This window comes from Roseibium sp. (assembly GCF_039982295.1).
Taxonomy (GTDB): Bacteria; Pseudomonadota; Alphaproteobacteria; order Rhizobiales; family Stappiaceae; genus Roseibium.
In genome coordinates, this window is sequence record NZ_JBDWYP010000093.1 from 99308 (window position 1) to 124813 (window position 25506).

Genomic DNA, 25506 nt, shown 5'->3' on the forward strand with positions numbered 1-25506 from the left:
TCATCGTCCAGCCGCCTCCCCGGCCGGATCTCACCTGGAGCCCAATTCATGAAAATCGAACATCCCTACCTCATGTTCCTCGGTGATGTGCCCGATGCACTCGCAGCAAAGACTGCGACCGGCGTCGTCGACTGGCGCAAGGACTGGTGCACTGGACAGCTGCGTTTACCGGGCTGCGCCGCCGATACGGGCTTGCCGGACATTTCCGTCGCAGAGGCAAAAGAGAAGGGTACCAGAACGATGGTCGTCGGGGCCGTAAACGCTGGCGGCCAGTTGCCCGAACATTGGGTCGCCTCGATCGTTGAAGCACTCAACGCCGGGCTGGACGTGGCCAGCGGTCTGCATGTGCGCCTCGGCAGCATCCCCGAGATCAAGGAAGCGGCCGATCGGAACCGCTGTCAGCTTTTCGATGTGCGCCAGAACACCGAGACTTTCGCGACCGGCAAAGGAACCAAGCGTTCCGGCAAGCGCATCCTCGCCGTGGGCACCGACTGCTCGGTGGGCAAGAAATACACTGCCCTTGCCATGGACAAGGCCATGAACGACCGTGGATACAAGAGCAGCTTCTGCGCAACCGGTCAGACAGGTGTCTTGATCTCGGGCCGCGGCGTTGCTCTCGATGCGGTAATCGCAGACTTCATTTCCGGCGCAGCTGAATGGATCTCACCGGAAACAGCGGAAGACCAGTGGCAGATCATTGAAGGCCAGGGCTCGCTCTTCCATCCCTCCTTCGCAGGTGTCACTCTCGGCTTGCTGCACGGTTCACAGCCAGACGGCTTCATTGTCTGTCACGAACCCACCCGTACAACGATGCGCGGCGTGCCCGCGCCCCTCCCAACTATCCAGCAGGTCATCGACCTGACGGTCCAGTGCGGGCAGCTGACCAACCCGGATATCCGCTGCATCGGCATCGCAGTCAACACATCTGCGCTCGGCGAAGAAGAAGCTAAAGCCTATCTCGCCAAGATCTCTGAGGACCACAACGGTCTGCCGGCAACCGACCCGGTCCGCTTCGGCATGGAAAACGTGGTCGACCACGTTGCATCCGAATTTGGTGCACCATGACCCGGTCACTCGACATTCGAACCGAACGCTTCGAAATGGCAGGAGGTGGCTTTGCCATCTCCCGTGGCCGCCGCACCCATGCCGAGGTGCTTGTGGTCACCCTGCGCGAGGGCGAGACAACCGCACATGGCGAGTGCGTTCCCTATGCGCGTTACGGCGAAAGCCTTGAAAGCGTCAGCGAGCAAATCCTCGCCGTAAAGGCTCAGCTGGAAGACGGCATCGACCGTATGGCGCTCCAATCCGCCATGCCCGCAGGCGCTGCGCGCAATGCCGTCGACTGCGCCCTGTGGGACCTTGAGGCCAAAAGTTCTGGAAGATCGGCAGCCGAGATTGCCGGGCTGCCGCCACTCAAGCCAGTCACCACCGCATACACCTTGAGCGTGGAGACGCCGGAGAAAATGGCCGAGGCAGCCGCAAAGGCGTCACATCGACCGCTTTTGAAGGTCAAGCTCAAGGGAGTTGGTGACGATGAGCGGATCGCTGCCGTGCGCTCAAACGCTCCTGACTCGACCCTCATCGTCGATGCCAACGAAGCCTGGGACGAAAGCTGTTTCGAGGTCAATATGGCAGCCTGTCAGGCCGCAGGTGTTGCACTGATCGAGCAGCCGCTGCCAGCCGGCAAGGATGACATGCTGGCCGAAATCGAGCGTCCGGTCACGATCTGCGCTGATGAAAGTCTTCACACCAGCAAGGATCTCGAAGGCCTCCGCAATCGCTATGACGCCGTCAACATCAAGTTGGACAAGGCCGGCGGCGTCACCGAAGCGCTCCTGATGGAGGAGAAGGCGAGAGCACTCGGCTTCAAGGTCATGATCGGCTGCATGGTCGGCACCTCGCTCGCCATGGCCCCCGCGACGCTGGTGGCCCAGACGGCAGACTTTGTCGATCTCGACGGCCCTCTTCTTCTGGCCAAGGACCGCGAGACGGGCCTCCGCTTCGAGGGCAGCACCATGTATCCGCCAGGTACTGAACTTTGGGGCTAATCCCAAGAGCAAATCAGTCCGCAGGCGAAGCCTCGCCTGCGGACAATTTTTTGGCCATGAACGGGTGCAGCAACGCAAGACCTAACGTTGCAACCATCGACATCCCAGCCATTGCCCAAAACGGATATGCCGGGTCTAATTCAAAGAGCGGACCACAGATCGCCAGGCCAAGCGCCGTTAGGATACCGTTTGATGCGGCCAGGAACCCCTGACCGGTCGCGCCCCATTTCGGCGGAACCAGACGCGATAGAAACGCAACGGAGCCAAGGTGCGCCGCGCCGAAACTCAGTCCATGCATCAACTGAAGCGCCGCCATCGTGACGAAATTGTCGGCCAGAGGAAACAACAGCCACCGAAAAATTCCGCCGACGGCACCGACAAGCAAGAAGGTCAAGGGCCCGAAACTCAAGCCGAGACGCCCGGCAACGAAAAAGAGCGCGATTTCGGCAAGCACGCCGATGGACCACAACAAACCGATGGCAAACTCCGAGATGCCAGCCTGAAGCCAGAACAAGGTCCCAAAGCCATAAAAGGCGGCGTGACTGCCCTGGAGCAATCCAATCACGCCCAGAACACCCAGGAACCAGGGCGACCAAAAAAGCTTCGGGCGCTGATTTTGCCGAGGTTCACCATTGTCCTCATCACGTCCCTGACGTGGCAGCGAGATCGCAACGAAGCCGGTGGAGATAACGCCGAGAACGGTGCCCATAACGATAAGCTGCGAGTTGCCCATGCCCGCAAGCCATCCGCCGAAGACATTGGCCACCACGAAACCAACCGATCCCCATAGCCGCATGCGGCCATAATCCGCCCCATGATTACGCACCACATCGAGGGCATAGGCGTCACTGAGCGGAACGATCGGCGACCAGAAGATCATGAGCCCCATCACCGCGATCAGGGCGGTGACCATACCACTGCTGAAAATGAAGAATCCGAGGAACGCCGCACCCGCCATAGAGTAGGCAAAGATCGATAAGCGCCGCCGTCCGCTATGATCTGACAGGCCTGTCATGACAGGATTGGCGGCGATACGCACAATTGTTCCTGCACTAAGGATGTAGCCAATTTCTGCAACTGTCAGTCCGCGATCTTCCAGAACAAGCGGGAAAAACGGCAGAAACAAGCCAAACCCAAGGAAGTGGCTGGCAAATAGGCCGCCGACGCGTGCCGAAAGGCTCGCTGCGGGTAAAGACATTTTTCTGATCCGGACTTAGCTGACCTAAAGGGATGTTAACGATTTGCCCCCTAGGCTTTTTTGGAAAGTCGTCTGAGTTACGGCAATTCGTGATCAAATGGCAAGCCGAGATAGTCAACATATGCAAACAGCAGAAGAACTTGACGAGCCAGCCCCGATCGGGGAAGCCGAATATGAGACGCTAGAACAGACCCTTCTGGAATCCGATCGCGGACGGAGGTTTCTTGCCGAGTTCCTGCGACGCAAGAAGACCCCCGAGACCAAGGAAATCCTGACGGCGATTCAGCGTCTAGAAGCGACGATGACGCGCCAGAAGAAGGTTCCGGACTTTGATCAGATCCGCCTTGATATCGGCGAAATGCATGACGCAATCGAGCGGACCAAGAACGAGATCGCGAACATCAAGACGGAAGGCGCGGACTCCAACCGCTTCGTCGATGCATCGCATGAACTCGACCTGATCGTCAGCCAGACCGAAGGTGCGACCCAGACCATCCTTGAGGCTGCCGAGCAGATTCAGGAAGAGGCGTGGAAACTGCGCGAAGCCGGCGCCAGCGACGAAACCTGCGACGAGATCGACGCGAAAGCCACTGAAATCTTCATGGCTTGCTCCTTCCAGGATCTGACAGGCCAGAGAACGACGAAGGTGGTTCAGGTTCTGCGCTATCTGGAAAGCCGCATCAACCTGATGATCAACATCTGGGGCATCGAAGAGATGGAAGGCGACCCCAATGCGGGCCCGGTCGATTCCCGTCCAGATTCCCATTTGCTCAACGGCCCTCAGGACGAGGGTAAAGGCGTCTCGCAGACCAACGTCGACGATATGTTTGCCGGCAACGACAGCGCTCCGGAGGGCGACGAGACACCGGTAACAGCGGACACGATGAGCTTCGACAAGATTGAAACTGAAGCGGAAGACGTGGCGGCCGAAAGCGCAGAAGCCAGTGAAGCCGATGTCGATGCGATCATGGCTGCTGCCGGTGAAGATGCAGGCCAGCCCATGGACTCTGATGCCATCGACGCAATGTTCGATCAGCCTGAGACCGAAGACAGCGCTGAGGCCGATGTCGCTGAAGCCGTCGCCGAAGCTGAAGACATTCCACCGGTCGAAGAAGATGCCAGCGCTGAACTCGACGAGGCAGCAGTCGACCAGCTGTTCGATGCCGAAATGACGGAAGCTGTGGCGGATGACGACTGGGAGAAGACCGAAGCCGAGACAGAGCTCGATGAGGCAAACGACCCCCTCACCCAGCTGAGTGAAGCCGAGCGCCAGGCTCTCTTCAACTAAGCTGCATCAAAGACACGTTCAAAAAAGGCGCCCACTCTGGCGCCTTTTCTGTTTTGAGAAGACAATGAGCCAGCACTAAAGCGCGAGTGCTCGCTGAAGCATTGCAGGATCGATGTTTCCGCCGGTCAGCACGACAGCGACGATACGACCTTTGACATCGAGTTTTCCGGACAAGATTGCTGCCAGCGCAACCGCGCCACCAGGCTCGACCACAATCTTGAGCTCGCGAAAAGCAAAGGCGACGGCCTGCAATGCCTCGTCGTCGCTGACGACAAGGCCATCACGCGCCAGCTCCTTGAGGATCGGAAAAGGAACTTCGCCGGGCGACGGCGTCAGGATCGCGTCGCAGACGGATCCACCGAGCTGGCTATTCGTCTCGATGTTCCCCGAAGCCAGTGAGCGGGCGTAGTCATCAAAACCGGCCGGCTCCACGGTATGAAAATCGCAGTCCGGCAAATCGTTTTGCAGCGCAAGGGCGATACCGCTAGCCAGACCGCCACCGCCCGTGCAAGCCAGAACAGCCTCAGGCAACTGGCCTGTCACCTTTGACTGCTGCGCGATTTCCAGACCAACGGTCGCCTGCCCCGCGATCACACCTGGGTCATTGTAGGGATGAACAAAGGTTGCGCCGGTCCGCTCGCAAATCTCCGCGGCAATTGCATCGCGATCGTCCTTGCCCCTGTTGAAGGTCACGACCTCGGCACCAAAATCGCGGGTGCGCTGCAATTTGATCTCAGGCGCATCAGCGGGCATGACGATTGTGGCGCTCGTGCCGAGAATCCGGGCTGCCTCAGCCACCCCTTGGGCGTGGTTTCCAGATGAACACGCCACCACACCCCTTGCCCGATCTTCAGGCGCGATCAGGCTGAGGCGATTGAACGCGCCGCGAAACTTGAAAGACCCTGTTAGCTGCAGGCATTCGGGTTTGATCAGGACAGTGCCACCAACGGCCTCATCAAGTGCAGGAGAGCGCAGCAATGGCGTCTCGACAGCAAACTGCTGCAGCCGGCCCCGAGCAGCGTCGATGTCCTCGCGTGTAACCATCATGGCCAATGCGACCTTTCATCAATGTCAGATTTCAGTCTGGAAGGGAAAACTCGACAGCATGCGCCGCCGAGACCAAGCGTGACCTTAGACCGAACATTGTGACAGGTTAAGTACCGAAAATCGAATTTTCTGCTGGGCGGCTTTCAGGCGACTTTAGCGGACATTCTCGCGGAATGGGCAGCTTCTGCGTTTTCAAGAAACTGCCGCGCGCTTGCAGCCCAGGTGTAGTTCAGCGCAACCTGGCGGCAATGATCAGCAGGAATATCGAGCGCTGCAAGCGCCGCCTCCCCGAGGTTTTCAGACAAGACACCCGCACCTGTTTCCCCGATGACATCGAGCGGCCCCATCACGGGAAATGCCGCGACCGGCACTCCGCAGGCCAAAGCTTCCAGCAGCACATTGCCGAATGTGTCGGTCAGGGACGGAAAAACAAACACATCAGCGGAGGCATAGTGCGCGGCAAGGTCTTCTCCAACCTTTGCCCCCGTGAAATGCACATCCGGGTACTTGCGTTTGAGGCTTTCCAGCTGCGGACCATCGCCAACGACAACCTTGCTGCCTGGCAGGTCCAGTTCGAGAAAGGCCTCGATGTTCTTCTCAACGGCAACCCGGCCAACATTCATGAAAATGGGACGCGGGAGATCTGCGGGCAAGACAGATCCTGCGACTGGATGGAAAAGCTTCTCATCAACACCGCGTGACCAGCGCTGGAGGTTTGTGAACCCCCTTGCGTGAAGATCTTCCTCGAGCGATCTCGTTGCCACCATGCAGCCTTGGCCAGAGTTGTGGAAGCGGCGCAGCCAGCCATAGGACCAGGACAGCGGGATAGGCAAGCGAGCGGAGACATACTCCGGGAAACGCGTGTGATAGCTGGTCGTAAACGGTTCATTCCGCTTGCGCGCGATGGACGCAGCCATCAGGCCAAGTGGACCCTCCGTTGCGATATGGAGATGGTCGCAACCATGGGCATCGATCCGGCGGCGCACCATGCCCTTGTAAGCAAGCGAAAGCCGAATTTCAGGATATGTCGGACACGGCAGCGTTCGGAAATCAGCAGGAGAGAGAAATTCAACACGTACGCCGATCTTCTGAAGCTCTTCTGCGGTGCGCTCGAGCGAACGCACGACGCCGTTGATTTGAGGATGCCATGCATCCGTGACGATCAAGATCGAGCTCATGCGGCGACCGAATGTTCCTTCACCGGCACCACCTCTGCTGCCGTTGTCGGCTTGACCCATCGGATCACCTCGAATGTACCATCGTGATGTTCAGCGACCGCAGTACAGCTCTCTACCCAGTCGCCAGTATTGATGTAGTGAATACCATTCATTTCCTGATCAGCCGCATGGTGGATGTGGCCGCAGATCACACCGTCAACACCCTGCCGCCGCGCTTCGTCGGACAAGGTCTCTTCGAAACGGCCGATGAAGCTGACGGCGTTTTTGACCTTGAGCTTGGCCCAGGCAGAAAGAGACCAATACGTCAGGCCGAGCCGGCGACGCAGGACGTTCACCCAGGTATTGAGACCAAGGGCGGTCGTGTAGGCCTTGTCGCCAAAGAAGGCGAGCCACTTGGCGTGGCGGATGACGACGTCAAACTGATCGCCGTGGATCACAAGATACCGGCGGCCGTCCGCGCTTTCGTGGACAATGCTGTCAGTGACTTCGACACCGCCAAAATGCGTCCCGAGAAAGCCTCTCAGGAATTCATCGTGATTGCCCGGGATATAGATGACGCGCGCACCCTTCCGGCCTTTACGGAGGATCTTCTGCACAACGTCATTATGTGCCTGGGGCCAGTACCAAGCCCGCCTCAGGCGCCATCCATCCACAATATCGCCGACGAGATAAACAGTCTCGGCATCGTTGGACTTCAAGAAGTCAAGCAACATATCCGCCTGGCACCCTCGTGTGCCAAGATGAATGTCTGAGATGAACAGGGCCCGGTAGTGCCGCGACTCCGATGGCTGCGCCATTGGCTTCACTCCAATCATTTAATTGGGGCGCTTTAGACGCGATTCAGGTTGCACAATTATGACAGCGCGCCAATTCACCAAAATTCCCCTAGGTAAGATGAATAATAAAACCCGGTTTGGAGCCCGCTCACCGGCCCGATAGCCATGCCGACGCACTTGCATGTCCTGCGGTGCCAGACGTATGACAAGGGCGAACGAAGCGTCCAAGAGACGCTTCCTTTCCATTTTCAGGGAGACTGATCCAATGGATCTTGGCATATCAGGCCGGAAGGCTATCGTCTGCGCATCGAGCCGGGGCCTCGGCAAGGGCTGCGCCATGGCACTCGCGGAAGCTGGTTGCGATGTCGTTCTCAATGGACGCAGCGAAGCCGCGCTGAATGCGACAGCTGAGGAGATTCGCACCAAATTCGACGTGAAGGTCACAGCCGTGGCGGCAGATGTTTCCACCGCCGAAGGGCAAAAAGCACTCCTGGCGGCGTGCCCGAAACCAGACATTCTGATCAACAACAACGGAGGTCCGCCCCGCAAGGACTACAGCACGCTCGACCGCGACGCGATGGTCTCAGGCGTCATTCAGAACATGGTCACGCCGATCGAACTGGTGCAGGCAGTTATCGACAACATGTGTGATCAGGGCTTCGGACGGATCGTCAACATCACGTCCATGTCCGTCCGCATGCCGATTGAAGGGCTCGACCTGTCTTCAGGCGCTCGTGCAGGACTGACGGCGTTTCTTGCGGGTGTCAGCCGACAGGTCGCTGGCAAGGGCGTCACCATCAACAACATCCTGCCCGGCAAAATGGATACGGACCGTCTACGCGGCGGCTTTGAACGCGCTGTCGAACAAAGCGGCAAAACCATGGATGAAATCCGTACGGTACAAGCAGCCGAGATCCCCGCCAAACGCTTTGGCAATCCCGAAGAGTTCGGCCAGACCTGCGCTTTCCTTTGCTCCGTTCACGCCGGCTACATCACCGGACAGAACGTCCTCCTCGATGGCGGTCTCTATCCCGGAGCTTTCTAGGAACACGCATACCAACAATAAAAAGCCCGGCACGCCATGAGCGCCGGGCTTTTTGGTTTTCACTGTCTCTCAGTTCTTAGAACGTATAACGCAACGAAGCAGAGAAAATATCTACAGAGGAATCGACAGAACCGACCAGGCTACCCTTGGTGGCCGAGTAGTCCTGGTGACCCGGAACGATTTCGATGTCCGTGTCGGTACCGAAGATATGCGTGTAACCGATATCCAGGGAAAGATGGTCGTTGTAGTTGTAGGATCCACCTGCGCTGACCCAGATACGGTCATTGTCCGGGAGCCGAGCCGACCGGATCTCCGTCGAAATCGGCGACCACTCGTAGGCCGCACCGGCGCGGAGCGTGATCTTGTCGTTGAAATCGTATTCACCGCCAACAGACAGGAAATAGCCATCGTCATAGTTGAACGGAAGTGTCGTCAGCTGTGCGCTGTTCAGGTCAAGAATAACCTTGGGCGCTTCCAGCCGGCTCCAGTTGGTCCATTCAAAGGTTCCGAGGAGGCGGAAATTGTCGGTGATCCGCTGCTTCGCCGAGAGGGTGACCATCTCGGGCGTAATGAGCTTGGTCTTGATGCCATATGTGCCAGCGGGAAGGCCGCCGCTTGCAACCGGCAGCGAAACCGTACCGCCGAGGTCATGAGCAACCGATGACCGGAAGCCCAAACCGATTTCCGTTCCAGCAAGCGGCTTCAACGTCACACCTGCCGTAAAGCCGACGCCCATGCTAGTGCCCTGCAGCGCACTTGTCCCCGAAGACAGGTTGGGAGCGGCAGCCGAATTGGTGAGCCGCACATCAATGTACTGGACCTGCGCCCCGACAGCGACCGAAACCATTTCATTCAACTTGAAGCCGACGATCGGATTCGCATTGATTGAGAAAACCTTTGAGGACCGATTGTAGCCAGCGCCGGACCAATCGCCATCTTTTGGCTTCGTCGACAGCCCATATGGAGCGTTGATACCCAGGCCAATAAACGTTGTGTCACTGAGCTTGTAGGCTGTGTAGGTCGCCCCGATCCATGCATCTGAAGCGATATCCCCGGTGGACACTCCGACAGGCGTGCCAGCAACGGTGTTCGTTCCATCGATATCTGCCTGCGGCACAATAAAGCTGTTATGCGCCTCGAAGGTGAGACCGTCCTTCGCGCCGGTTATTGTCGCCGGGTTCCAGAAGACGGACGAGATAGAAGGACCTGTCGTACCGTTACCGGCAAAGGACATGCCCTGATAGTAAGAGCTCTGCTCACGCAGAGCGAAGCCACCTGCAAATGCAGAACCGGCGACCAGCGACGCAGCGATAGCTGTCGACGCAAAGAGAGTTGTTTTGTTCGTTGCCCACGACATTTTTGTTGCTCCCTAACTCCCCCTCCCACGGAGGATTTCCAAACATGTCTCGAGTTTTGCGATGTTCAGAGTTCAGATCAACAGGCATGTTACGTTTACGTAACGACATGCCTTTTTATGTTGCGATGCAATATGAAGGATTGATGAAGAGGCCTACGGACACTTATGGCAATGCCTATTTCTACTTACGCTCGAAACCGTCGGCATTTACCATTAGGTTGACGCAACTCATAACATTTGCCCAATTAATAGGCAGTATTTCTCCGCGATTTATCCACCTCACTTTCCACGGAAAAGTTGCAGAAAGGCCACAATCCTGCTGGGTATTTCTCGGGCCGGAAACACTCGAGACTCAGAAATGAAAGGAGCTCTTTGTCCGAAAAGCAGCGTCTTCGCTTGGAGAGCCACCGTCAGGAGTGGTAAAATCAGCTGGAAATGCGCTGACAGCCGCCGGAGATTTTCCGGCGGCAACAAGTAGAGGATCAGGCGTCACCATCGCGCGCTGTGAGAAACCGGCGAACAGCAACTTCACTCCAGGGCGACAGTCGGGCTTTGGTCGCTACGAAGCTGGCATGAATCCGGCCACTCAACGGATCCTTCGCAGCAAACTCTTCCAGAACCTCGACCGAGGTCGACCGCAAAGCATCAAGAACCTCATCCGGGTAGAATTTGATCACGACGCCATCGTTTTCCTGCAGGGCCTGAAGGCTCGCGGCATTCTCCCACTCGCTTTCGGCAAGTGCCCTGCCGTTTTCAGCCCGGCAGGCTTCAAGCACGATGGCCCTGAGATCTTCCGGAAGGCCCTCAAGAGCTGTCTTGTTGAAGAGCGCTTCGCCAGTTCCGTTGGGTTCATGGAAACCCGGCGCATAATAGGACTTGGTCACTTTCTGGAAACCCATGGCCCGGTCGCTCCAGGGGCCGAGAAATTCGGTAGCGTCAAGAACCCCGGTCTGCAGGGCCTGATAAAGTTCACCCGGCGGCAGACTGACGGGCGTCGCGCCGAGCCTGCGCATGACTTCACCGCCGAGGCCGGGCATACGGATCTTCAAACCCTTCAGATCCGCAAGGCCGTTGATGTCGCGCTTGTACCAGCCGCCCATCTGGACCCCGGTGTTTCCCGCCATAACCGGCTTGATGTTGAAAGGCGCATAAAGCTCATCCCAAAGAGCCTGACCGCCTCCCTGTTCGATCCAGGTGATGTGTTCCTGAGGCAGGAGACCAAAGGGGATTGCCGTAAAGAAGACAGCAGCGGGCGCCTTTCCCTGCCAGAAGAAAGAGGCTGTGTGCCCCATATGCGCAGTCGCTGACGACACTGCATCAAAAACCCCAAGGGCTGGCACCAGCTCGCCCGCAGCATAGAGGCGCACACGCATGCGGCCACCAGACATCAAACCGATCCGGTCGCAAATCCGCTGAGCAGTCACGCCCGGGCCTGGAAGGTTCTTCGGCCAGGAGGTTACCATCTTCCATTCGATGGTCGCGCCACCCTCATCTGCCAGCGCAGGAGACGCCAATGCACCACCTGCGGCCCCGATGGCCAGCCCAAGCGCCGTTCTGCGCGAAAGGTTTGAGGTGTGAGACTTGCCGCTCATTTTACGATCTCCAGAATGCATGAAAGTGATGGACCGGCCCGTGGCCCGCGCCGATGTTCAGCTGGTCGGCGGACGAGATCGCTGCGCTGACATAGGCCTTCGCTTGAGAGACCGCCTCGACGAGCCCGAGACCTCGAGCCAAGCCGGCCGCAATGGCCGACGAAAGCGTGCAGCCAGTACCGTGGGTATTCGACGTCTCTATTCGCGGTGCGCGAAACCATTGCGTGACGTCTTCGCTCATCAGCAGATCCGCGCTTTCCGCCCCCGTGCCGTGACCACCTTTGACAAGGACGGCCTTGGCGCCAGCCGCCAGAAGGCGTTCAGCCTGATTGGCCATGTCAGCTTCACTTTCAGCAATGTCGGATCTAAGCATCCGCGCAGCCTCGTGCAGGTTCGGCGTGATGAGATCCGCGCTTGGCACCAGCCGCTCCATCAACACCTCAACCGCTTCATCCGCAAGCAGAGGATCACCTGAGGCCGCCACCATGACCGGGTCCAGGACAATTGGACCGGTCTGATGTGCGGCAAGGCCATCGACGACTGTGTTGATCACTTCCGGTCGCGACAACATGCCGATCTTTGTTGCGTTGACGGAAAGATCGGAAAAAACCGCATCCATCTGTGCGCGAATGAAGTTGGGTGGAATCTCCTGGATGTCAGTCACGCCCAGCGTATTTTGCGCTGTAAGGGCTGTCAGGACACTCGCGCCATAGACGCCATTTGCAGAAAAGCTCTTCAGATCGGCCTGGATCCCGGCACCACCGCCAGAATCCGAACCAGCGATCGTGACGGCAATCGCAGTCATGCGCGCGCCCCTTCTCTTTGTTCGATGATATTCAATCGTTTGGAAACGTCTTGCCCATCCAGCATGTAGAGCGCGTCCAGAAGCGCAGGCACCAGCGAGCCCGGACCACTTGCGCGTTCGGCTGCGATCTCGCCAGCAATATTGAAAACCGAAACACCGATTGCAGCGGCTATGACCGGATCGGGCTCGACCGCAAGAAACGCTGCCATGACGGCACCGCCAGCACATCCTGTCGCTGTCACCCGAGCCAAAAGCGGATTACCGTTGCCAAGTCGGATTGTACGGCCGCTTGCGCCAATCTGGTCTTCGGCACCGGTCATCGCAAGGATGGTCGCGGTGTCGCCAAGCGCTTTAAACGGTTCGCGGGAGGGAAACAACGCCGTCATTTCCTCCCGATTGGCCCGCAAGAGCGTCGGCCTCTCGGTCAGAAGATCCCGTGCGAAAGCACATCGAATTTCAGAGCGGTTGACAAACACCGGATCGAGAACGATCGGGCGCTTTGCGTCCTGTGCAGCACCAAGAGCGTTGGGGATTGCAACCCGCCTTGTCTCGTCGAGCGTTCCCAGATTGATCAACAGGGCATCCGCGCTCGACGCAAAACCGGCAACTTCCTCTGGAGCAATCGTCATCGACGGGACGGCGCCCAACGCCAGCAGGACATTTGCCGTGAAGGATTGCGCGACCGCATTTGTGATGCAGTGGATGCGCGGAGTTACACGCCTCAAAACTTCTAGGGTTTCGGCGATACGGTCACTCGTAAGGGAGGAGGTCTCAGCGTTCAACGAACCCCTCCCCGTAAAACGTTAGGAAGACAGGTCATTGGTCCAGACGAAATTGATAGGGTCGAAGCCTTGAACATACTCATCTCAAATCCCTCCGCCGGTATGAGCCGGATCAGGTTCAAGGAGTTGGCCGCTCGCCTCTCAGCCTGATCCGTAACGCCAGGCACCCCCATGAGATGGTGAGAGAGCTAACAAGTCATCAGATCGATTGCAAGCCCTCGCGCCGAGCATCAGGAATGCAGCCGGAATTGACTGCCACGGCCAAATCGGTCATGCCGAAGGCAACGGACACTTTCTGGAGCTCGTCATGACGCCCTTCTTCGTAATGATCAAATGCAAACTCGGTGAAACCTACAAGGTGGCCAATGCCATCGCGGATGCAGAGATCGCATCGGAGATCTACTCCACGAGCGGCGACTACGACCTTCTCGTCAAATTCTACGTCGAAGATGGTGCCGACATCGGCCACTTCGTCAACGAGAAGGTACACCCGGTAGCCGGGATCCAGGATACCAAGACGGTCATCACCTTCAAGGCATTCTAGGTTTTCCGCATGCGCTCTCGCACCATCACGCCCTTGACGGCGTGGAGGCGCGCCGGTTCTTCGTCCGGTCCAGTCCCAGCCTGTGTTCGCGATAGATGACGAACACACCGGCAGCGATCACGATTGCGGCTCCCGCCAGCACCTCCGGCACGGGAACTTCCGCAAAAAGGAAATAGCCCAACGCGACCGCCCAGATCATGTTTGCATAGTCGAAAGGGGCAATGGTTGACGCGTCTGCAAAGCGATAGCTCTGGGTCAGCAGGATCTGCCCGACACCTCCCGACAAGCCGACGACCAGCAGCAGTCCGAAGGTCTCAAGGTCCGGCATCACCCAAGCCTGAGACGGAATAAGCCATCCGAGCGGGATGGTTGCCAGCGACAATACGGTTGCCGATCCCGAGAACCAGGTCACAATTGTAGAAGTGCGCTCGCTTTCGCAAAGCTTGCGAACGAAAATCATTGCCGTAGCTGCGAAGAGCGCAGCCATGGCCCCACACATTGCGCCGATTGTCTGACTGTCGCCGAACTCCCCTTCGCCCAGGTGCGGAGACAGAATGATCAAGATGCCGAGCAAGCCGACCCCGACAGCTGACCAGCGATAGACACGGACCTGTTCGCCTAACACAGCCCACGCAAGAACAACCACGATGAGCGGCGTCGCAAAGCCGATCGCCGTGGCATCCGGCAGCGGCAACAGGGAAAACGACGTGAAGGCAAAGATCATGGCCGCAATGCCAACGGCAGAGCGCCCCATGTGACTGAGCGGTCGGCTTGTTCGAAAGGCAATGACAAGCTCGCCTCTGAACGCGACCATGATCAGAACAGGCCACATTCCGAAGAAATTGCGTGCAAATACAATCTCGCCGATCGGGATGGTCTCAGAGGCGACCTTGAGCGCCACCACCATGATCGAAAAGACCAGGGTGGATGCCAACTTCAGTGAGATTCCAAGGAGAGGGGCAACACGTGTAAGACCCGCCGATGCAGGAGCGTCCGAAGACTTCGAGGCTGCGCTGGAGAGCGCCATAAGTCACATCCAAAAGGGTCCGACGCGAGATCAATGAGGCAGAGCGGGGCGTCGGGCCCGTAGAGCCACTCTGTCTTTCAAATCTGATGGCCGAGCTGGCAATGAGCAGTCAGCGAGGATGGAACCTGAATTCTGGGCAGACTGCCGCAGCAAACCACCAGGGAAAATCCGGAGGGAAATCGGCAAGCAGTTGTCTGCACACCAGATCACAATCAGGATAGCCAAGGCCTGCGCGCGGTGCAATGTGCGCCGTGATCATCACCGAACTTTGAAATCTTCCCGGTTCTACACAGCTTTCCGCGAAAAAGTGAAGTTTTGCCGACTTGGGGCCATGGTCCTTGCGCCTATATTTACGCAGGCTTTGCAAGTGCAAATGACGAATCGAAAGGATGAGCCCGCATGTTTCGTTCCTTCTTCCAGAATCCAAAGTGGTTCTTGTGGGCATACATCGGCTCTGTGCTGATCCTCGGAGTGACCTGGTACAAGGTGCAGCTCGACGTTCAAATCAATGAATGGTTCGGCAGCTTCTACGATATTGTCCAGAAATCCCTCAGCGAACCGGGCAGCATCACATTTCCCGAATATATGGCGGAAATGATGACTTTCTTCCGCATCGCAGGGATCTACATCATCATTGCGGTGATCCTGGATTTCTTCATCAAGCACTTCATTTTCCGTTGGCGAACGGCGATGAACAACTACTACATGGGCCACTGGCAGGTGGTGCGGCACATAGAGGGCGCCTCCCAACGCGTTCAAGAAGACACCATGCGCTTTGCGCGCATCATGGAGGGGCTCGGCGTTTCCTTCATGCGTTCGATCATGACCCTGATCGCGTTTTTGCCATTGCTCTGGACCTTGTCGGAAAATGTCACCGAGTTGCCCTGGATCGGAGCTGTTTCGCACTCGCTGGTTTACGTTGCCATTCTGTCGGCGGCTTCGGGAACAGTGCTGCTGGCGGCAGTCGGTTTCAAACTGCCCGGCCTCGAATTCCAGAACCAGAAGGTCGAAGCGGCCTATCGCAAGGAACTCGTCTATGGCGAGGACAATGAGGAACGTGCGGATCCACCCTCGGTCGCCGAACTGTTCGGCAATGTGCGGAAGAACTACTTTCGCCTCTACTTCCACTATCTCTATTTCGATGTTGCGCGCTGGTCTTACCTGCAGGCGACTGTTCTCGTCCCCTATATCGCACTCGGTCCCACGATCATCAGCGGCGCCATCACGCTTGGCGTAATGCAGCAGATTGTTCGCGCCTTTGGCCGCGTGGAAAGCTCGTTCCAGTATCTCGTCAACGCCTGGACCACCATTGTTGAGCTGATATCGGTCTACAAACGTTTGCGTGCGTTCGAAAGCCACATCTGGGAATTCGAGAAGAACGGCGGCCAGCCAGTTGAAATGACCGCAGACTAGCACTGTCCAGGTCTATGCAGGCGTCACCGCCAGATCCGCGTCGGAAAGATCGGTTTTTTCCTCGCGGCTCGCGGCATTAATAAGCGCAATACACTCTTCGAGACGCAGCGGCTTTCCAAAAAGATAGCCCTGCACGGACTGACAGCCCTCCTGGAGCAGGAAGGACAATTGATCCTCCGTTTCAACACCTTCGGCCAGGACCGGGATTTGCAGGCTGGTTCCAAGCAGTATTGTCGATTTGACGATAGCGGCGGACTGTTTGTTCGCGGTCAAACTCATGATGAACTCGCGATCGATCTTGATCTTGTCAAACGGGAAATTCTGCAGGGTCGACAATGATGAATAACCTGTGCCGAAGTCATCCATTGCCACACTGACGCCGAGCTTCTTGAGGTCGAGAACGACCTCGAGCGCATGAGCCTGATCGGCGATCAGTCCACTCTCCGTCAGTTCTATCTCGAGTCGGGCCGGCGCCAGGTTGGTTCGCGCCAGGACAGCCGCAACCTGCTGCGAGAGTGTTGTCTGCGCGATCTGAAGTGCCGAAACGTTGACGGCGACAGAATATTGCTCAGGCCAGGCGGCCGCCGCAGAGCAGGCCTCTTCCAGAACCCAGGCCCCGATGTCGAGGATCAGGCCTGTTTCTTCGGCAATGGGAATAAATTCGTTCGGCGACAACAGTCCGCGCTCGGGATGGTTCCAGCGCACCAGAGCCTCGAAGCCATTCAGGCCACGGGTCCGGGTGTCGTTCTGCGGCTGGTAATAAAGCTCAAGCTCGCCGTTCTGGATAGCCGACTTGAGATCAAGCGCGATTGAGGCACGCGAGCGGCTTCGTTCTTCCATTCCCTTGCAATAGAAAGCCAGTCTGTCGCCGCCATCGGTCTTCGCGCTATAGGCAGCCAAATCGGCCCTCGTCAGCAACTCATCGGCAGACAGACCGTCACGGGGAGCACAGGAGATACCAACACTGCCGCCGATCTTTACCAACTGGTTTTGCCAATCGAACGGGTGAGCGATCTCGCTGCGCAACCTGTTTGCAAAGGGTAGGATTTCCGTTTCATCGGTTACACCTGACTTGTAGGCGACAAATTCATCGCCGCCGATCCGTGCCAAAAATTCCCCCTCCCCAAGCTGCAACTTCAGTCTCCTGCCCAGATAGGCCAGAAACGCGTCACCGGCACCATGCCCGTGAAGGTCATTCACATCCTTGAAGCGATCGAGATCGATTGCCAGGACCGCCAACATGCTACTGTCCTGAGCATTCAAGAGTTGCTCTTCCAACTGGTGCCGGAGATAGGTGCGGTTCGGCAATTGGGTCAGCGGATCATGCATCGCCAGGTGCTGATAGGTCGCCGTCGCCTCGGCCATATTCCGCGTGTCGATCACAAAAGCACTGGCCACCGTGGCGATGATCACCAACGTCACGCCAACGACCGCGGCCAGCATGACGTCATCCGACAATGCCTGCGCCGGGATCGATACCCCGGAAAGCGGCACAACCGTGATAGCCGTCATCCCGGTGAAATGCATCAGCACGATCGCCAGGATCATGACCGACGCAGCCTGGGCAATACCGGATATTCCCTTGCCGGTATGCGCGAGAACGAGGGCAGCGGCCCCCAACCCTGCCCCAAGCACCACAGACCAGACGACAAAGGATGTGTCCCACTTGATAATGCCTGTGACCCAATAGGCTTCCATCCCAAGGTAGTGCATCACGGCAATGCCCATTCCGAACACGCCCCCTCCGGCCAGCGGAAAAAAGATCGACTTGCCCTGGGAGGCCAACAGAAAGGCCAAGCCGCTGGTCAAGATTGCGCTGCCAAGTGAAATGAGGGTGAGCGTCGGTTCAAAGGTTCTGCCGAGCGGAACGATATAGCCCAGCATCGCGGAAAAATGCGTCGTCCAGATCGTTGCACCACCGACAAGCGCGACGAGAAACAGCCATAGGTAGCGCTTGCTTCCCTGGCTTGACCTGAGCCGCGAATAGAGATTGACGGTGAGAAATGCACCCAGAATGCAAACAAGCGCGGCAAGCAACGTAAAGCGAGCTTCATGCGCAACAGCGATGCAGGAAAGTACCAAGAACATTTGGAGAGCGTCCTGTCGAAATGAGAGAAATTACCGACGTCCCTCCCTTGATCGCCGGCACCTCACTACACGCAACGGTATACTCAGCTTCCTAAAACTTCGTATCCAGACTATGGATAATTACGTATATACGCACGCGCTAGAGCAATCTCGACCGAACATATCACTTGGTAAAAGCCTGGGACCTCTGCGCTTGGATCGCTTCCCATACCCGAGATGGGGTCGCCGGCATGTCGACGTGATCCACACCGGCGCCGTCGCGCAGCGCCTTCTGGACGGCGTTCATGATGGACGCGCAGCCGCCGATGGTGCCTGCCTCCCCCGCTCCCTTGATGCCCATCGCATTGGTGGTCGAGGGGATGTTGCGGGTCTGGAAGTTGAAGTCTGGCAGGTCTTCGGCCCGGATCAACTGATAGTCCAGAAGTGATGCAGTCAGCAGCTGACCTTCCTCGTCGTACACCGTGCGTTCGCACAAGGCCTGGCTGATCGCCTGCGCCGTTCCACCCTGAACCTGTCCTTCCAGGAGGATCGGATTCACGGTGACGCCGAAGTCATCGACAATCACATAGTTTTCGACCGAAACGTTGCCGGTTTCCGGATCAATTTCAACTTCGGCAATATGGGTACCGTTGGGATAGGTCGCTTCGACCTGTTTGACTTCTTTCTGGCCAAACAGTTTTTGGGGCGCATTGGCGGCAACCTCGGCCAAACTGACCTGTCGGTCCGTTCCGACAACCCGAACATCACCGCCAACAAGCTCCAGGTCCTCGAGCCCCACCTCGAGTTGCTCCGCCGCCCGGTCCTTGATCTTCTTCACCAGTGCTTTGGATGCTTCATTCACGGAAGGAAGGCCAAGCGGAATGGACCGGGAACCGCCGGTCCCACCACCCTTGCGCACGCGGTCCGTATCGCCCTGAATGACTTCGATCTTTTCAAGATCCAGTCCAAGTTGTTCTGCAATGACCTGACCATAGGATGTGGCGTGTCCCTGGCCGTTGGTCTGCGTTCCGATCAAAAGCGTTACGGTTCCGTTGCCGTTGAGCTCCACAGTGGCTTCCTCGCCGCCCGGGAAAGCACAGGCCTCGATATAGGAACACATGCCGATGCCGCGGAACTTGCCGTCCTCCGCACTCGCCTTTTGCCGCGCCTCGAACCCGGACCAGTCAGCCTCTTTCATGGCCTTGTCCATGTGACCGGCAAAGTCACCCGTGTCATAGAGCCGGCCCGTCTGGGTGGTGTAGGGCAGGTTCTCTGCTGCGACAAAATTCCGGCGCCGTATTTCCGCCGACCCGAGTCCAGTCTCAACGCCCGCTTTTTCGATCAGTCGCTCGATCAGATAGGCCGCTTCTGGCCGCCCAGCCCCGCGATAGGCGTCTGTCGGCACAGTGTTCTCATAGACACCGGTTGCCGTCACCCAAAGCGCTGGCACGTCGTAAAGGCCGGTCGACATGGATGTGCCGACAAAAGGAATGAAAGGCGCATACTGGTGAAGATAAGCGCCCATTGAGGCCAGAACATCGATCTTAAGACCAACAATTTTCGCATCTTTGTCGAGCGCCAACTCGGCGTTCGTCACGTTGTCACGGCCGTGGGCATCCGTGACGAAATGATCCATCCGCTCGCCCATCCACTTGACGGGTTTTCCAAGGCGCTGCGCAGCCGTCAGGCAGAGCGGATACTCCCGGTACGTGAACATCTTTGTGCCAAAGCCGCCACCAACTTCAGGAGTGACGATACGCAGCTTGTCCTCATCAATTCCGAGGATGTCATTGCAGATCACGCTGCGCATGCCGTGACCGCCCTGGGTGCCGGCCGTCAGGGTGTAACGTTCCTGCTCTGGATCAAATTCTGCAACACACCCGCGCGGCTCCATGTAATTGGCAACCAGGCGATTGTTGATCAGCTTGATGGACACCACGCGGTCAGCCGTTTCGAATGCCGCAGCACATTTGTCTTCATCGCCATGGCACAGAACAAACGCCTTGTTCGATCCGTATTCCGGCCAGACCAGCGGCGCATCGTCCTGAAGTGAAGCTTCAATTCCGACCGTGACTTCAAGTGGCTGGTAATCCACCTCGATCAGTTCGGCTGCCGATTTCGCGGTATTCACATCGTCAGCAACAATGAATGCGATCGCATCGCCGACATAGCGAACCGTGTCGCAACACAGCACAGGCTGTGGCGGGCAGGCATGGGACGTACCGTCGACCTGTTTCATCACCGCCTTGGTCGGCATTGGTTTCAGGTCGGATATGTCCTCTGCTGTCAGGACCATTGCGACGCCAGGAAACGCGCGCGCCTCTTCCACGCCACTCAACGAGATTTTCGCATGGGCCATGGCAGACCGCAGGACGTGCGCGTGAAGTGCCCCGGTCGGCGCATAGTCATCCGTATAGATACCCTGACCGGTAATCAGCTTGGCATCTTCCTTACGGCGCACAGGCGCGCCAATACCGAATTTGGCCGGAATCATCTGGTCCATGATGATGGCATCCTGCTACTCTGATTGGAGGGCAACGCTTTGCGCGAAGCAAGGCGGAACGGCGTCGTTTCGATGTCCATCAAGAATAGTGACGGAGACAGCTAACCGCCAGTGTCTCAGAAGATTTTTGACTTTCCTGGAAAGATTGCAGGATCGACTCATTGGACATCGCCCCAAGGCGAGGCATTAAAAAACGGTCCTACGGGAGCTGTGAACAGCCAGATGTCACAGGCTGAACGACGCCCCCCATGTTATGAGTTCTCGCTATTTTGCGGGTTCAATCTTCAGGTCAATCTCTGCATACCATTCAGCCAGGTTGCGAATGTCCTCGTTGCTCAGATCGGCTGCGACTGCCGACATGATTTCATGACTACGCTTTCCGGTTCTGAAGGCCTTCAGCTGCGTATCGATATACATCACCGTTTCACCCGCAAGATTTGGGGCATCTTCGAGCTCTGACAGGCCCAGCGCACCGTGACAGGCAACGCAAGCTTCCGGCGCTGCGTCTTCGGAGACGCCTTGTGGCAGTGACGCAAGCGCTATCTGACTGGCGTACCATGCTGCCAAATCCGCAATCTGTTGATCCGTCAGGGATTTGGCCACGACACTCATCATTTCATGAGTGCGGGTTCCATCGCGAAACGCCTTCAGCTGATGAATGAGGTAGGGCGCTCGTTCGCCGCCAATGTGAGGTGCTATCGGTATCCGGGCGTAGCCGTCCACACCATGGCAGGTTCGGCACATGCCGGCTGCCTTTCGTCCGGCAGCCGGGTCACCGATAATTTCCTCGTTAGCCAACGCGTGACTTGCGAACGCCTGGGCGAGGAAGACCCCGCCCAGAACACATGCACGTCGAAAAAGCATCAGTTGCCCTCATACCAGATGCGGTAGATCGCGCCGGCAAGGTCATCGGACACCAAAATGGATCCGTCACGCAACTGCGCGACATCCACCGGGCGGCCAAGATACTCATCATTTTCGTCGATCCATCCCTCGGCGAAGCTTTCTGTGGTGGCATTGCCCTCATCATCAACGAAGGTAACCATCACGCGTGCCCCGACCGGCGTGGTCCGGTTCCAGGATCCATGCTGGGCGGAGAAGATGGCGTTCTTGTATTTCGCCGGGAACATTTTGCCGCTGTAGAAGCTCATCCCAAGATCGGCAGCGTGAGCAACCTGGTCGGCAGCGGGCATGACGACCTCCACCGGCACTTCTTCATCCTTGTATTCGTTGGTGCGGGTGTCGCCGCCGCCATACCAGGGGAAACCAAAGTGTTGGCCCATCGCGGTCTGGCGGTTGATCTCGCCTGGAGGAATGTCATCTCCCATGCCATCCACCTGATTGTCGGTGAACCAGAGTTCTCCGGTCTCCGGATGGAAGTCATGCCCGACCGAGTTCCGGATACCGTAGGTATAGACTTCTCGGTTGGTTCCATCGGTGTTCAGCCGGATCATCCCTCCAATGCCGGTCTCGTTGTAGAGGTCCAGCTTTTCAGGCGGCGGGACGTTGAAGGGTTGGCCGAGCGAGATATAGATCTTGCCATCCGGTCCGATCTTGCAGACGCGGGCCGTGTGATTGTAGCTCTCCTCCGACTGCGGAATCAGATCCCCCTGCTTGATCACATTGAAGGCAGCCACGTCAGGACTTTCATAGAAAAACTCGGCGGCCGGATAGACCAGAAGCCGGTTCTGCTCAGCAATGTAGAGAAATCCGTCCTTGGAGAAACAGGGACCATTCGGGATCGCGAATTTGAGCGAAGGTGCGAAGTCCTTCACTTCATCGGCCACCCGGTCCTTGTTCCGGTCCGTTACCGCCCAGACCTTGTCCTTGCGGGTGCCGACGAAAGTGACAATGCCTTGCGGGCCAACGGCCATGTGCCGGGCGTCAGGAACGATCGCATAAAGCCCGATCTTGAACCCGTCCGGCAAGGATATCCGCTCAAGGGTCTTCTTGATGCCGTCGGCATACTCGCCCTTCTGCTCGATGTAGGTGAACTCGGTGACGCCCGTGGGCTGAAAGTTGGACAGTTTTTCCAGATTGTCAGGCACCGGTGCCTGAGCACTGGCCACGGATACCCCAGTCATGAGGCTCGCCGCTATGACTATGCTTCTCTTCATAATTTCCTCCCATTTACGTCTTCAGACGTGCGTTTGGGGCGGCCTCACGAGAGACCACCCCTATTGAAGCAAACGCAATGCAGCCGGCTGCTAGAGATTGCCTTTGCTCAATTCCGATGCGATCCGGTCCGCCTGCCGGATCGCCAATGCCACAATGGTCAAGGTCGGGTTCTCGGCCGCCCCGGTCGTGAACTGGCTGCCGTCGGAAACGAAAAGGTTCGCGACGTCATGGGTCTGCCCCCACCGATTGACCACGCCGTCACGAGCCTTTTCCGACATCCGGTTGGTACCCAGGTTATGCGTCGATGGATAAGGCGGCGTCGGGAATGTCCGCGTTGCTCCAACCGCGTCATAAAGGGCCATGCCGCGCTCATAGGCGTGTTTGCGCATGGCGATATCGTTGGGGTGATCATCGAAATGGACGTTGGGCGCCGCCAGCCCATACTGATCCTTGGCGTCATGGTTCAACGTAATGCGGTTTGTCTCTTGCGGCATGTCCTCGCCGACAATCCAGAGACCCGCCATGTTTTCGTAGGAATCAAGCGCCGTCGTGAACTCGCGTCCCCATCCTCCGGGATCCAGGAAGGCAGCCATGAACGGCAAGCCCAGCGCCAGGGTTTCCAACTCGTAACCTCCGACAAACCCGCGCGAAGGATCGTATTTGGCTTCATCCTGGACGATGCCGGCCATGGTTGTGCCACGCCACATGCGCACCGGCTTGTCAAAGACCGCATAGACCGAACCGGTCATGTGCCGCATGTAGTTGCGTCCCACCTGCCCGGACGAGTTTGCAAGTCCATCAGGGAACATGGCGGATGCAGAGTTCAGGAGCAGCCGTGGGCTTTCAATTGAATTGCCTGCCACGCAAACGACACGAGCCTTCTGCAGATGCTGATTGCCGTCTTTGTCGGCATACAAAACGCCAGTGACCTTACCCGCAGCATTATGCTCGATCTTCAGGACATGAGCATGGTCGCGCACCTCAAGGTGTCCTGTCTCCTCACCGCGAGGAATGTCCGTATAGGCGGCCGACCATTTCGCCCCCCATTTACACCCTTGAAAACAGAACCCGGTCTGCTGACAGGCCAAACGGTCGTCGTAATCGCCGCTGTTGATTGCCATACGACCGGTGTGAACCTGCTCGTACCCGAGAGCTTTGGCTCCAGCTTCGAAGACCTTGTAGTTGCTATTGCCAGGCAAGCCTGCCCGGTCGCCCGTGCGGGTGACGCCCAGCTTTGTTTCGGCCTTTTCGTACCAGGGCTCCATCTCTGTGAGGTCGATGGGCCAATCGAGCAGATTTGCGCCTTGAACATCGCCATAGGTCGTCTTTGTCTTGAATTCATGCGCCTGAAAACGAAGCGATGCCCCCGCCCAATGGGTTGTCGTGCCGCCAACGGCCTTGACGATCCAGGCTGGCAAACCGGAAAAATCTTTCGCAACACGCCAATCGCCGGACGTTGTCCGCTTGTCCAGCCAGGCTAGCTGACCGAAGCTTTCCCACTCATCGTTGATATAGTCTTCCGGCAGGTAACGCCCGCCAGCCTCCAGAGCCACCACGCTCACGCCCTTTTGGGCCAGTTCATTGGACAAGACGCCGCCACCGGCGCCGGTGCCGATGACAACCACTACCGTGTCATCATTCAGGTCAAATGGTGCTGCCATGATCCGTGCCCCTAGATCCAGTTGATGTCGTCAAAGCCGCGGTCGATGTAGCCACCCTTGGAGTAGCTCTCGCCCTCATAGCCGAAGAGTGGCCAAACGGCTTTCTGGTTGTAGAGACCAGTCACAAGCCCCCCCCGGATGGTCTGAAAGAACGGGCTTGCCTCCATCCCTCGAAGAATATTGACCCGGTCGCGTTCCCAGCCGGCATCAATGTAACTGCCAAATCCCCGTCCTTGTGCAGCACTGTTGAGCGCGGCAATTCCCTCCTCGATCATCGCCGCCTGATCTGCATTGTCGTAGGCCTTGACCGCTGCCGCATAGTAGTCGTCGGCAACATGGTCATGCGGATAGATGTCGCGGGCCATCTGGATCAAAGTGGCCATTGTTTGCGGCGACACGTGGCTGACCTCCATCGCCCAGGCCCCCGACACACCGGCGACCAGGCCAGGGCCAATCAGAAGCGCCGCGGTGACGGCCGAACTACGCGTCAGCAATTCCCGACGCGTCATGCCGCGTCGTTCCATTGTCTTTGTCATTTCCTCTCCTCCCATCGGCAATCGCGTCAGGTGTAGCGGCCGTACCTCTGCAAAACCTCGATCTGATAACCGTCGGGGTCCTGAACAAAGAAAAACCGGGCCAGCAGGACGCCATCCCTCTCAAACTCGACAATTTTCCTAGGTGAAAATCCGGCTGCCTCGAAACGGGCATGTTCGCGGTCCAGGTCATCGACACAAAAGGCCATGTGACCATAACCATCTCCCAGGTCATACGGCTCGGTACGATCCTTGTTGATGGTCAGTTCCACTTCAAAGTCAGCGGAATTATTTTTCATGTAAACGAGTGTAAAACTGTCGAAATCAAGTCGGTCTGCGACATCTAGACCGAATGCTTCCTTGTAAAAGGAAACAGACCGCGCCTCATCCAGCACGCGAAACATCGCATGAATAGCTTTTGCCAACGCATCCTCCTATTTGGCCGTCTTTGCGACCATGAGGAAAGAGTGCGAGGTTTCTTAAACTTGCTGGTAGTATTAAAGTACTACACTGAAATTTTCTTC

The 25506-nt window shown here is 57.4% G+C and carries 22 protein-coding genes and 1 riboswitch; of the genes, 6 read left to right on the forward strand and 16 right to left on the reverse strand.

Annotation, left to right across the window (positions count from 1 at the left end; genetic code table 11):
* Window positions 1-48: 48 nt before the first annotated feature.
* Window positions 49-1065, forward strand: a complete 1017-nt coding sequence (gene dgcN / locus ABJZ52_RS22860) for an N-acetyltransferase DgcN (protein ID WP_348186463.1) — start codon at window positions 49-51, stop codon at window positions 1063-1065.
* The gene (dgcA, locus tag ABJZ52_RS22865) at window positions 1062-2048 is read left to right on the forward strand and encodes an N-acetyl-D-Glu racemase DgcA (RefSeq protein ID WP_348200157.1); all 987 of its coding nucleotides are present in this window, start codon (window positions 1062-1064) and stop codon (window positions 2046-2048) included. The genes dgcN and dgcA overlap by 4 nt, the downstream gene beginning before the upstream one ends.
* 13 nt (window positions 2049-2061) lie before the next feature.
* On the opposite strand, the gene ABJZ52_RS22870 is transcribed toward dgcA, so the two are convergent.
* Window positions 2062-3246, reverse strand: coding sequence for an MFS transporter (locus ABJZ52_RS22870; RefSeq protein ID WP_348186467.1), 1185 nt, complete (start codon window positions 3244-3246; stop codon window positions 2062-2064).
* 121 nt (window positions 3247-3367) lie between these two features.
* Between ABJZ52_RS22870 and ABJZ52_RS22875 the strand changes: the two genes are divergently transcribed.
* On the forward strand, window positions 3368-4534 hold the full coding sequence (locus ABJZ52_RS22875) for a protein phosphatase CheZ (RefSeq protein WP_348186469.1): 1167 nt from the start codon (window positions 3368-3370) through the stop codon (window positions 4532-4534).
* Window positions 4535-4609: 75 nt separating this feature from the next.
* On the opposite strand, the gene ABJZ52_RS22880 is transcribed toward ABJZ52_RS22875, so the two are convergent.
* The 3 genes from ABJZ52_RS22880 to ABJZ52_RS22890 all read right to left on the reverse strand — a co-directional run bounded on the left by ABJZ52_RS22880 (window position 4610) and on the right by ABJZ52_RS22890 (window position 7556).
* Window positions 4610-5581, reverse strand: a complete 972-nt coding sequence (locus tag ABJZ52_RS22880; RefSeq protein WP_348186471.1) for a threonine/serine dehydratase — start codon at window positions 5579-5581, stop codon at window positions 4610-4612.
* A 143-nt stretch (window positions 5582-5724) separates the two neighbouring features.
* Entirely contained in the window at window positions 5725-6759 is a 1035-nt protein-coding gene (locus ABJZ52_RS22885) for a glycosyltransferase family 1 protein (RefSeq protein WP_348186583.1), read from the reverse strand.
* Window positions 6756-7556: a UDP-2,3-diacylglucosamine diphosphatase gene (locus ABJZ52_RS22890; RefSeq protein ID WP_348186473.1), complete on the reverse strand. Its 801-nt coding sequence runs from the start codon at window positions 7554-7556 to the stop codon at window positions 6756-6758. The genes ABJZ52_RS22885 and ABJZ52_RS22890 overlap by 4 nt, the downstream gene beginning before the upstream one ends.
* A gap of 244 nt (window positions 7557-7800) precedes the next feature.
* Between ABJZ52_RS22890 and ABJZ52_RS22895 the strand changes: the two genes are divergently transcribed.
* Entirely contained in the window at window positions 7801-8580 is a 780-nt protein-coding gene (locus ABJZ52_RS22895; RefSeq protein ID WP_348186475.1) for an SDR family oxidoreductase, read from the forward strand.
* A gap of 76 nt (window positions 8581-8656) precedes the next feature.
* Here the strand turns inward: ABJZ52_RS22895 and ABJZ52_RS22900 are convergent, their stop codons facing one another.
* From ABJZ52_RS22900 to ABJZ52_RS22915, 4 genes are all read right to left on the reverse strand, one after another.
* Window positions 8657-9937: an OmpP1/FadL family transporter gene (locus tag ABJZ52_RS22900; protein WP_348186477.1), complete on the reverse strand. Its 1281-nt coding sequence runs from the start codon at window positions 9935-9937 to the stop codon at window positions 8657-8659.
* 482 nt (window positions 9938-10419) lie between these two features.
* Window positions 10420-11529, reverse strand: coding sequence for a TRAP transporter substrate-binding protein (locus ABJZ52_RS22905; protein ID WP_348186479.1), 1110 nt, complete (start codon window positions 11527-11529; stop codon window positions 10420-10422).
* 1 nt (window position 11530) lies between these two features.
* Entirely contained in the window at window positions 11531-12334 is an 804-nt protein-coding gene (thiD, locus tag ABJZ52_RS22910; RefSeq protein ID WP_348186481.1) for a bifunctional hydroxymethylpyrimidine kinase/phosphomethylpyrimidine kinase, read from the reverse strand.
* The gene (locus ABJZ52_RS22915; RefSeq protein ID WP_348186483.1) at window positions 12331-13116 is read right to left on the reverse strand and encodes a hydroxyethylthiazole kinase; all 786 of its coding nucleotides are present in this window, start codon (window positions 13114-13116) and stop codon (window positions 12331-12333) included. Before ABJZ52_RS22915 ends, thiD begins: the two co-directional genes overlap by 4 nt.
* A gap of 71 nt (window positions 13117-13187) precedes the next feature.
* A riboswitch (TPP riboswitch) is annotated at window positions 13188-13297 on the reverse strand.
* A 126-nt stretch (window positions 13298-13423) separates the two neighbouring features.
* Here ABJZ52_RS22915 and ABJZ52_RS22920 point away from each other — a divergent pair.
* Window positions 13424-13660, forward strand: a complete 237-nt coding sequence (locus tag ABJZ52_RS22920; protein ID WP_153768368.1) for an Lrp/AsnC ligand binding domain-containing protein — start codon at window positions 13424-13426, stop codon at window positions 13658-13660.
* Window positions 13661-13685: 25 nt separating this feature from the next.
* Here ABJZ52_RS22920 and ABJZ52_RS22925 read toward each other — a convergent pair whose 3' ends face one another.
* Window positions 13686-14687: a DMT family transporter gene (locus tag ABJZ52_RS22925; RefSeq protein ID WP_348186485.1), complete on the reverse strand. Its 1002-nt coding sequence runs from the start codon at window positions 14685-14687 to the stop codon at window positions 13686-13688.
* A 399-nt stretch (window positions 14688-15086) separates the two neighbouring features.
* Here ABJZ52_RS22925 and sbmA point away from each other — a divergent pair, with 399 nt between their 5' ends.
* Entirely contained in the window at window positions 15087-16100 is a 1014-nt protein-coding gene (gene sbmA, locus ABJZ52_RS22930) for a peptide antibiotic transporter SbmA (RefSeq protein WP_348186487.1), read from the forward strand.
* A 12-nt stretch (window positions 16101-16112) separates the two neighbouring features.
* On the opposite strand, the gene ABJZ52_RS22935 is transcribed toward sbmA, so the two are convergent.
* The 7 genes from ABJZ52_RS22935 to ABJZ52_RS22965 all read right to left on the reverse strand — a co-directional run bounded on the left by ABJZ52_RS22935 (window position 16113) and on the right by ABJZ52_RS22965 (window position 25407).
* Complete coding sequence (locus ABJZ52_RS22935) at window positions 16113-18188, reverse strand: EAL domain-containing protein (protein WP_348186489.1); 2076 nt, start codon at window positions 18186-18188, stop codon at window positions 16113-16115.
* Between the two features lie 163 nt (window positions 18189-18351).
* On the reverse strand, window positions 18352-20670 hold the full coding sequence (locus tag ABJZ52_RS22940; RefSeq protein WP_348186491.1) for a xanthine dehydrogenase family protein molybdopterin-binding subunit: 2319 nt from the start codon (window positions 20668-20670) through the stop codon (window positions 18352-18354).
* A 264-nt stretch (window positions 20671-20934) separates the two neighbouring features.
* Window positions 20935-21534, reverse strand: a complete 600-nt coding sequence (locus ABJZ52_RS22945) for a c-type cytochrome (protein ID WP_348186493.1) — start codon at window positions 21532-21534, stop codon at window positions 20935-20937.
* Complete coding sequence (locus tag ABJZ52_RS22950) at window positions 21534-22787, reverse strand: PQQ-dependent sugar dehydrogenase (RefSeq protein ID WP_348186495.1); 1254 nt, start codon at window positions 22785-22787, stop codon at window positions 21534-21536. Before ABJZ52_RS22950 ends, ABJZ52_RS22945 begins: the two co-directional genes overlap by 1 nt.
* A 90-nt stretch (window positions 22788-22877) precedes the next feature.
* Window positions 22878-24449: a GMC family oxidoreductase gene (locus ABJZ52_RS22955; RefSeq protein WP_348186497.1), complete on the reverse strand. Its 1572-nt coding sequence runs from the start codon at window positions 24447-24449 to the stop codon at window positions 22878-22880.
* A gap of 11 nt (window positions 24450-24460) precedes the next feature.
* Window positions 24461-24985 carry a twin-arginine translocation signal domain-containing protein gene (locus tag ABJZ52_RS22960; protein ID WP_348186499.1) on the reverse strand — a complete coding sequence of 175 codons (525 nt, stop codon included), beginning with the start codon at window positions 24983-24985 and terminating at the stop codon, window positions 24461-24463.
* A 26-nt stretch (window positions 24986-25011) separates the two neighbouring features.
* On the reverse strand, window positions 25012-25407 hold the full coding sequence (locus tag ABJZ52_RS22965) for a VOC family protein (protein WP_348186501.1): 396 nt from the start codon (window positions 25405-25407) through the stop codon (window positions 25012-25014).
* Between the last annotated feature and the right edge of the window lie 99 nt (window positions 25408-25506).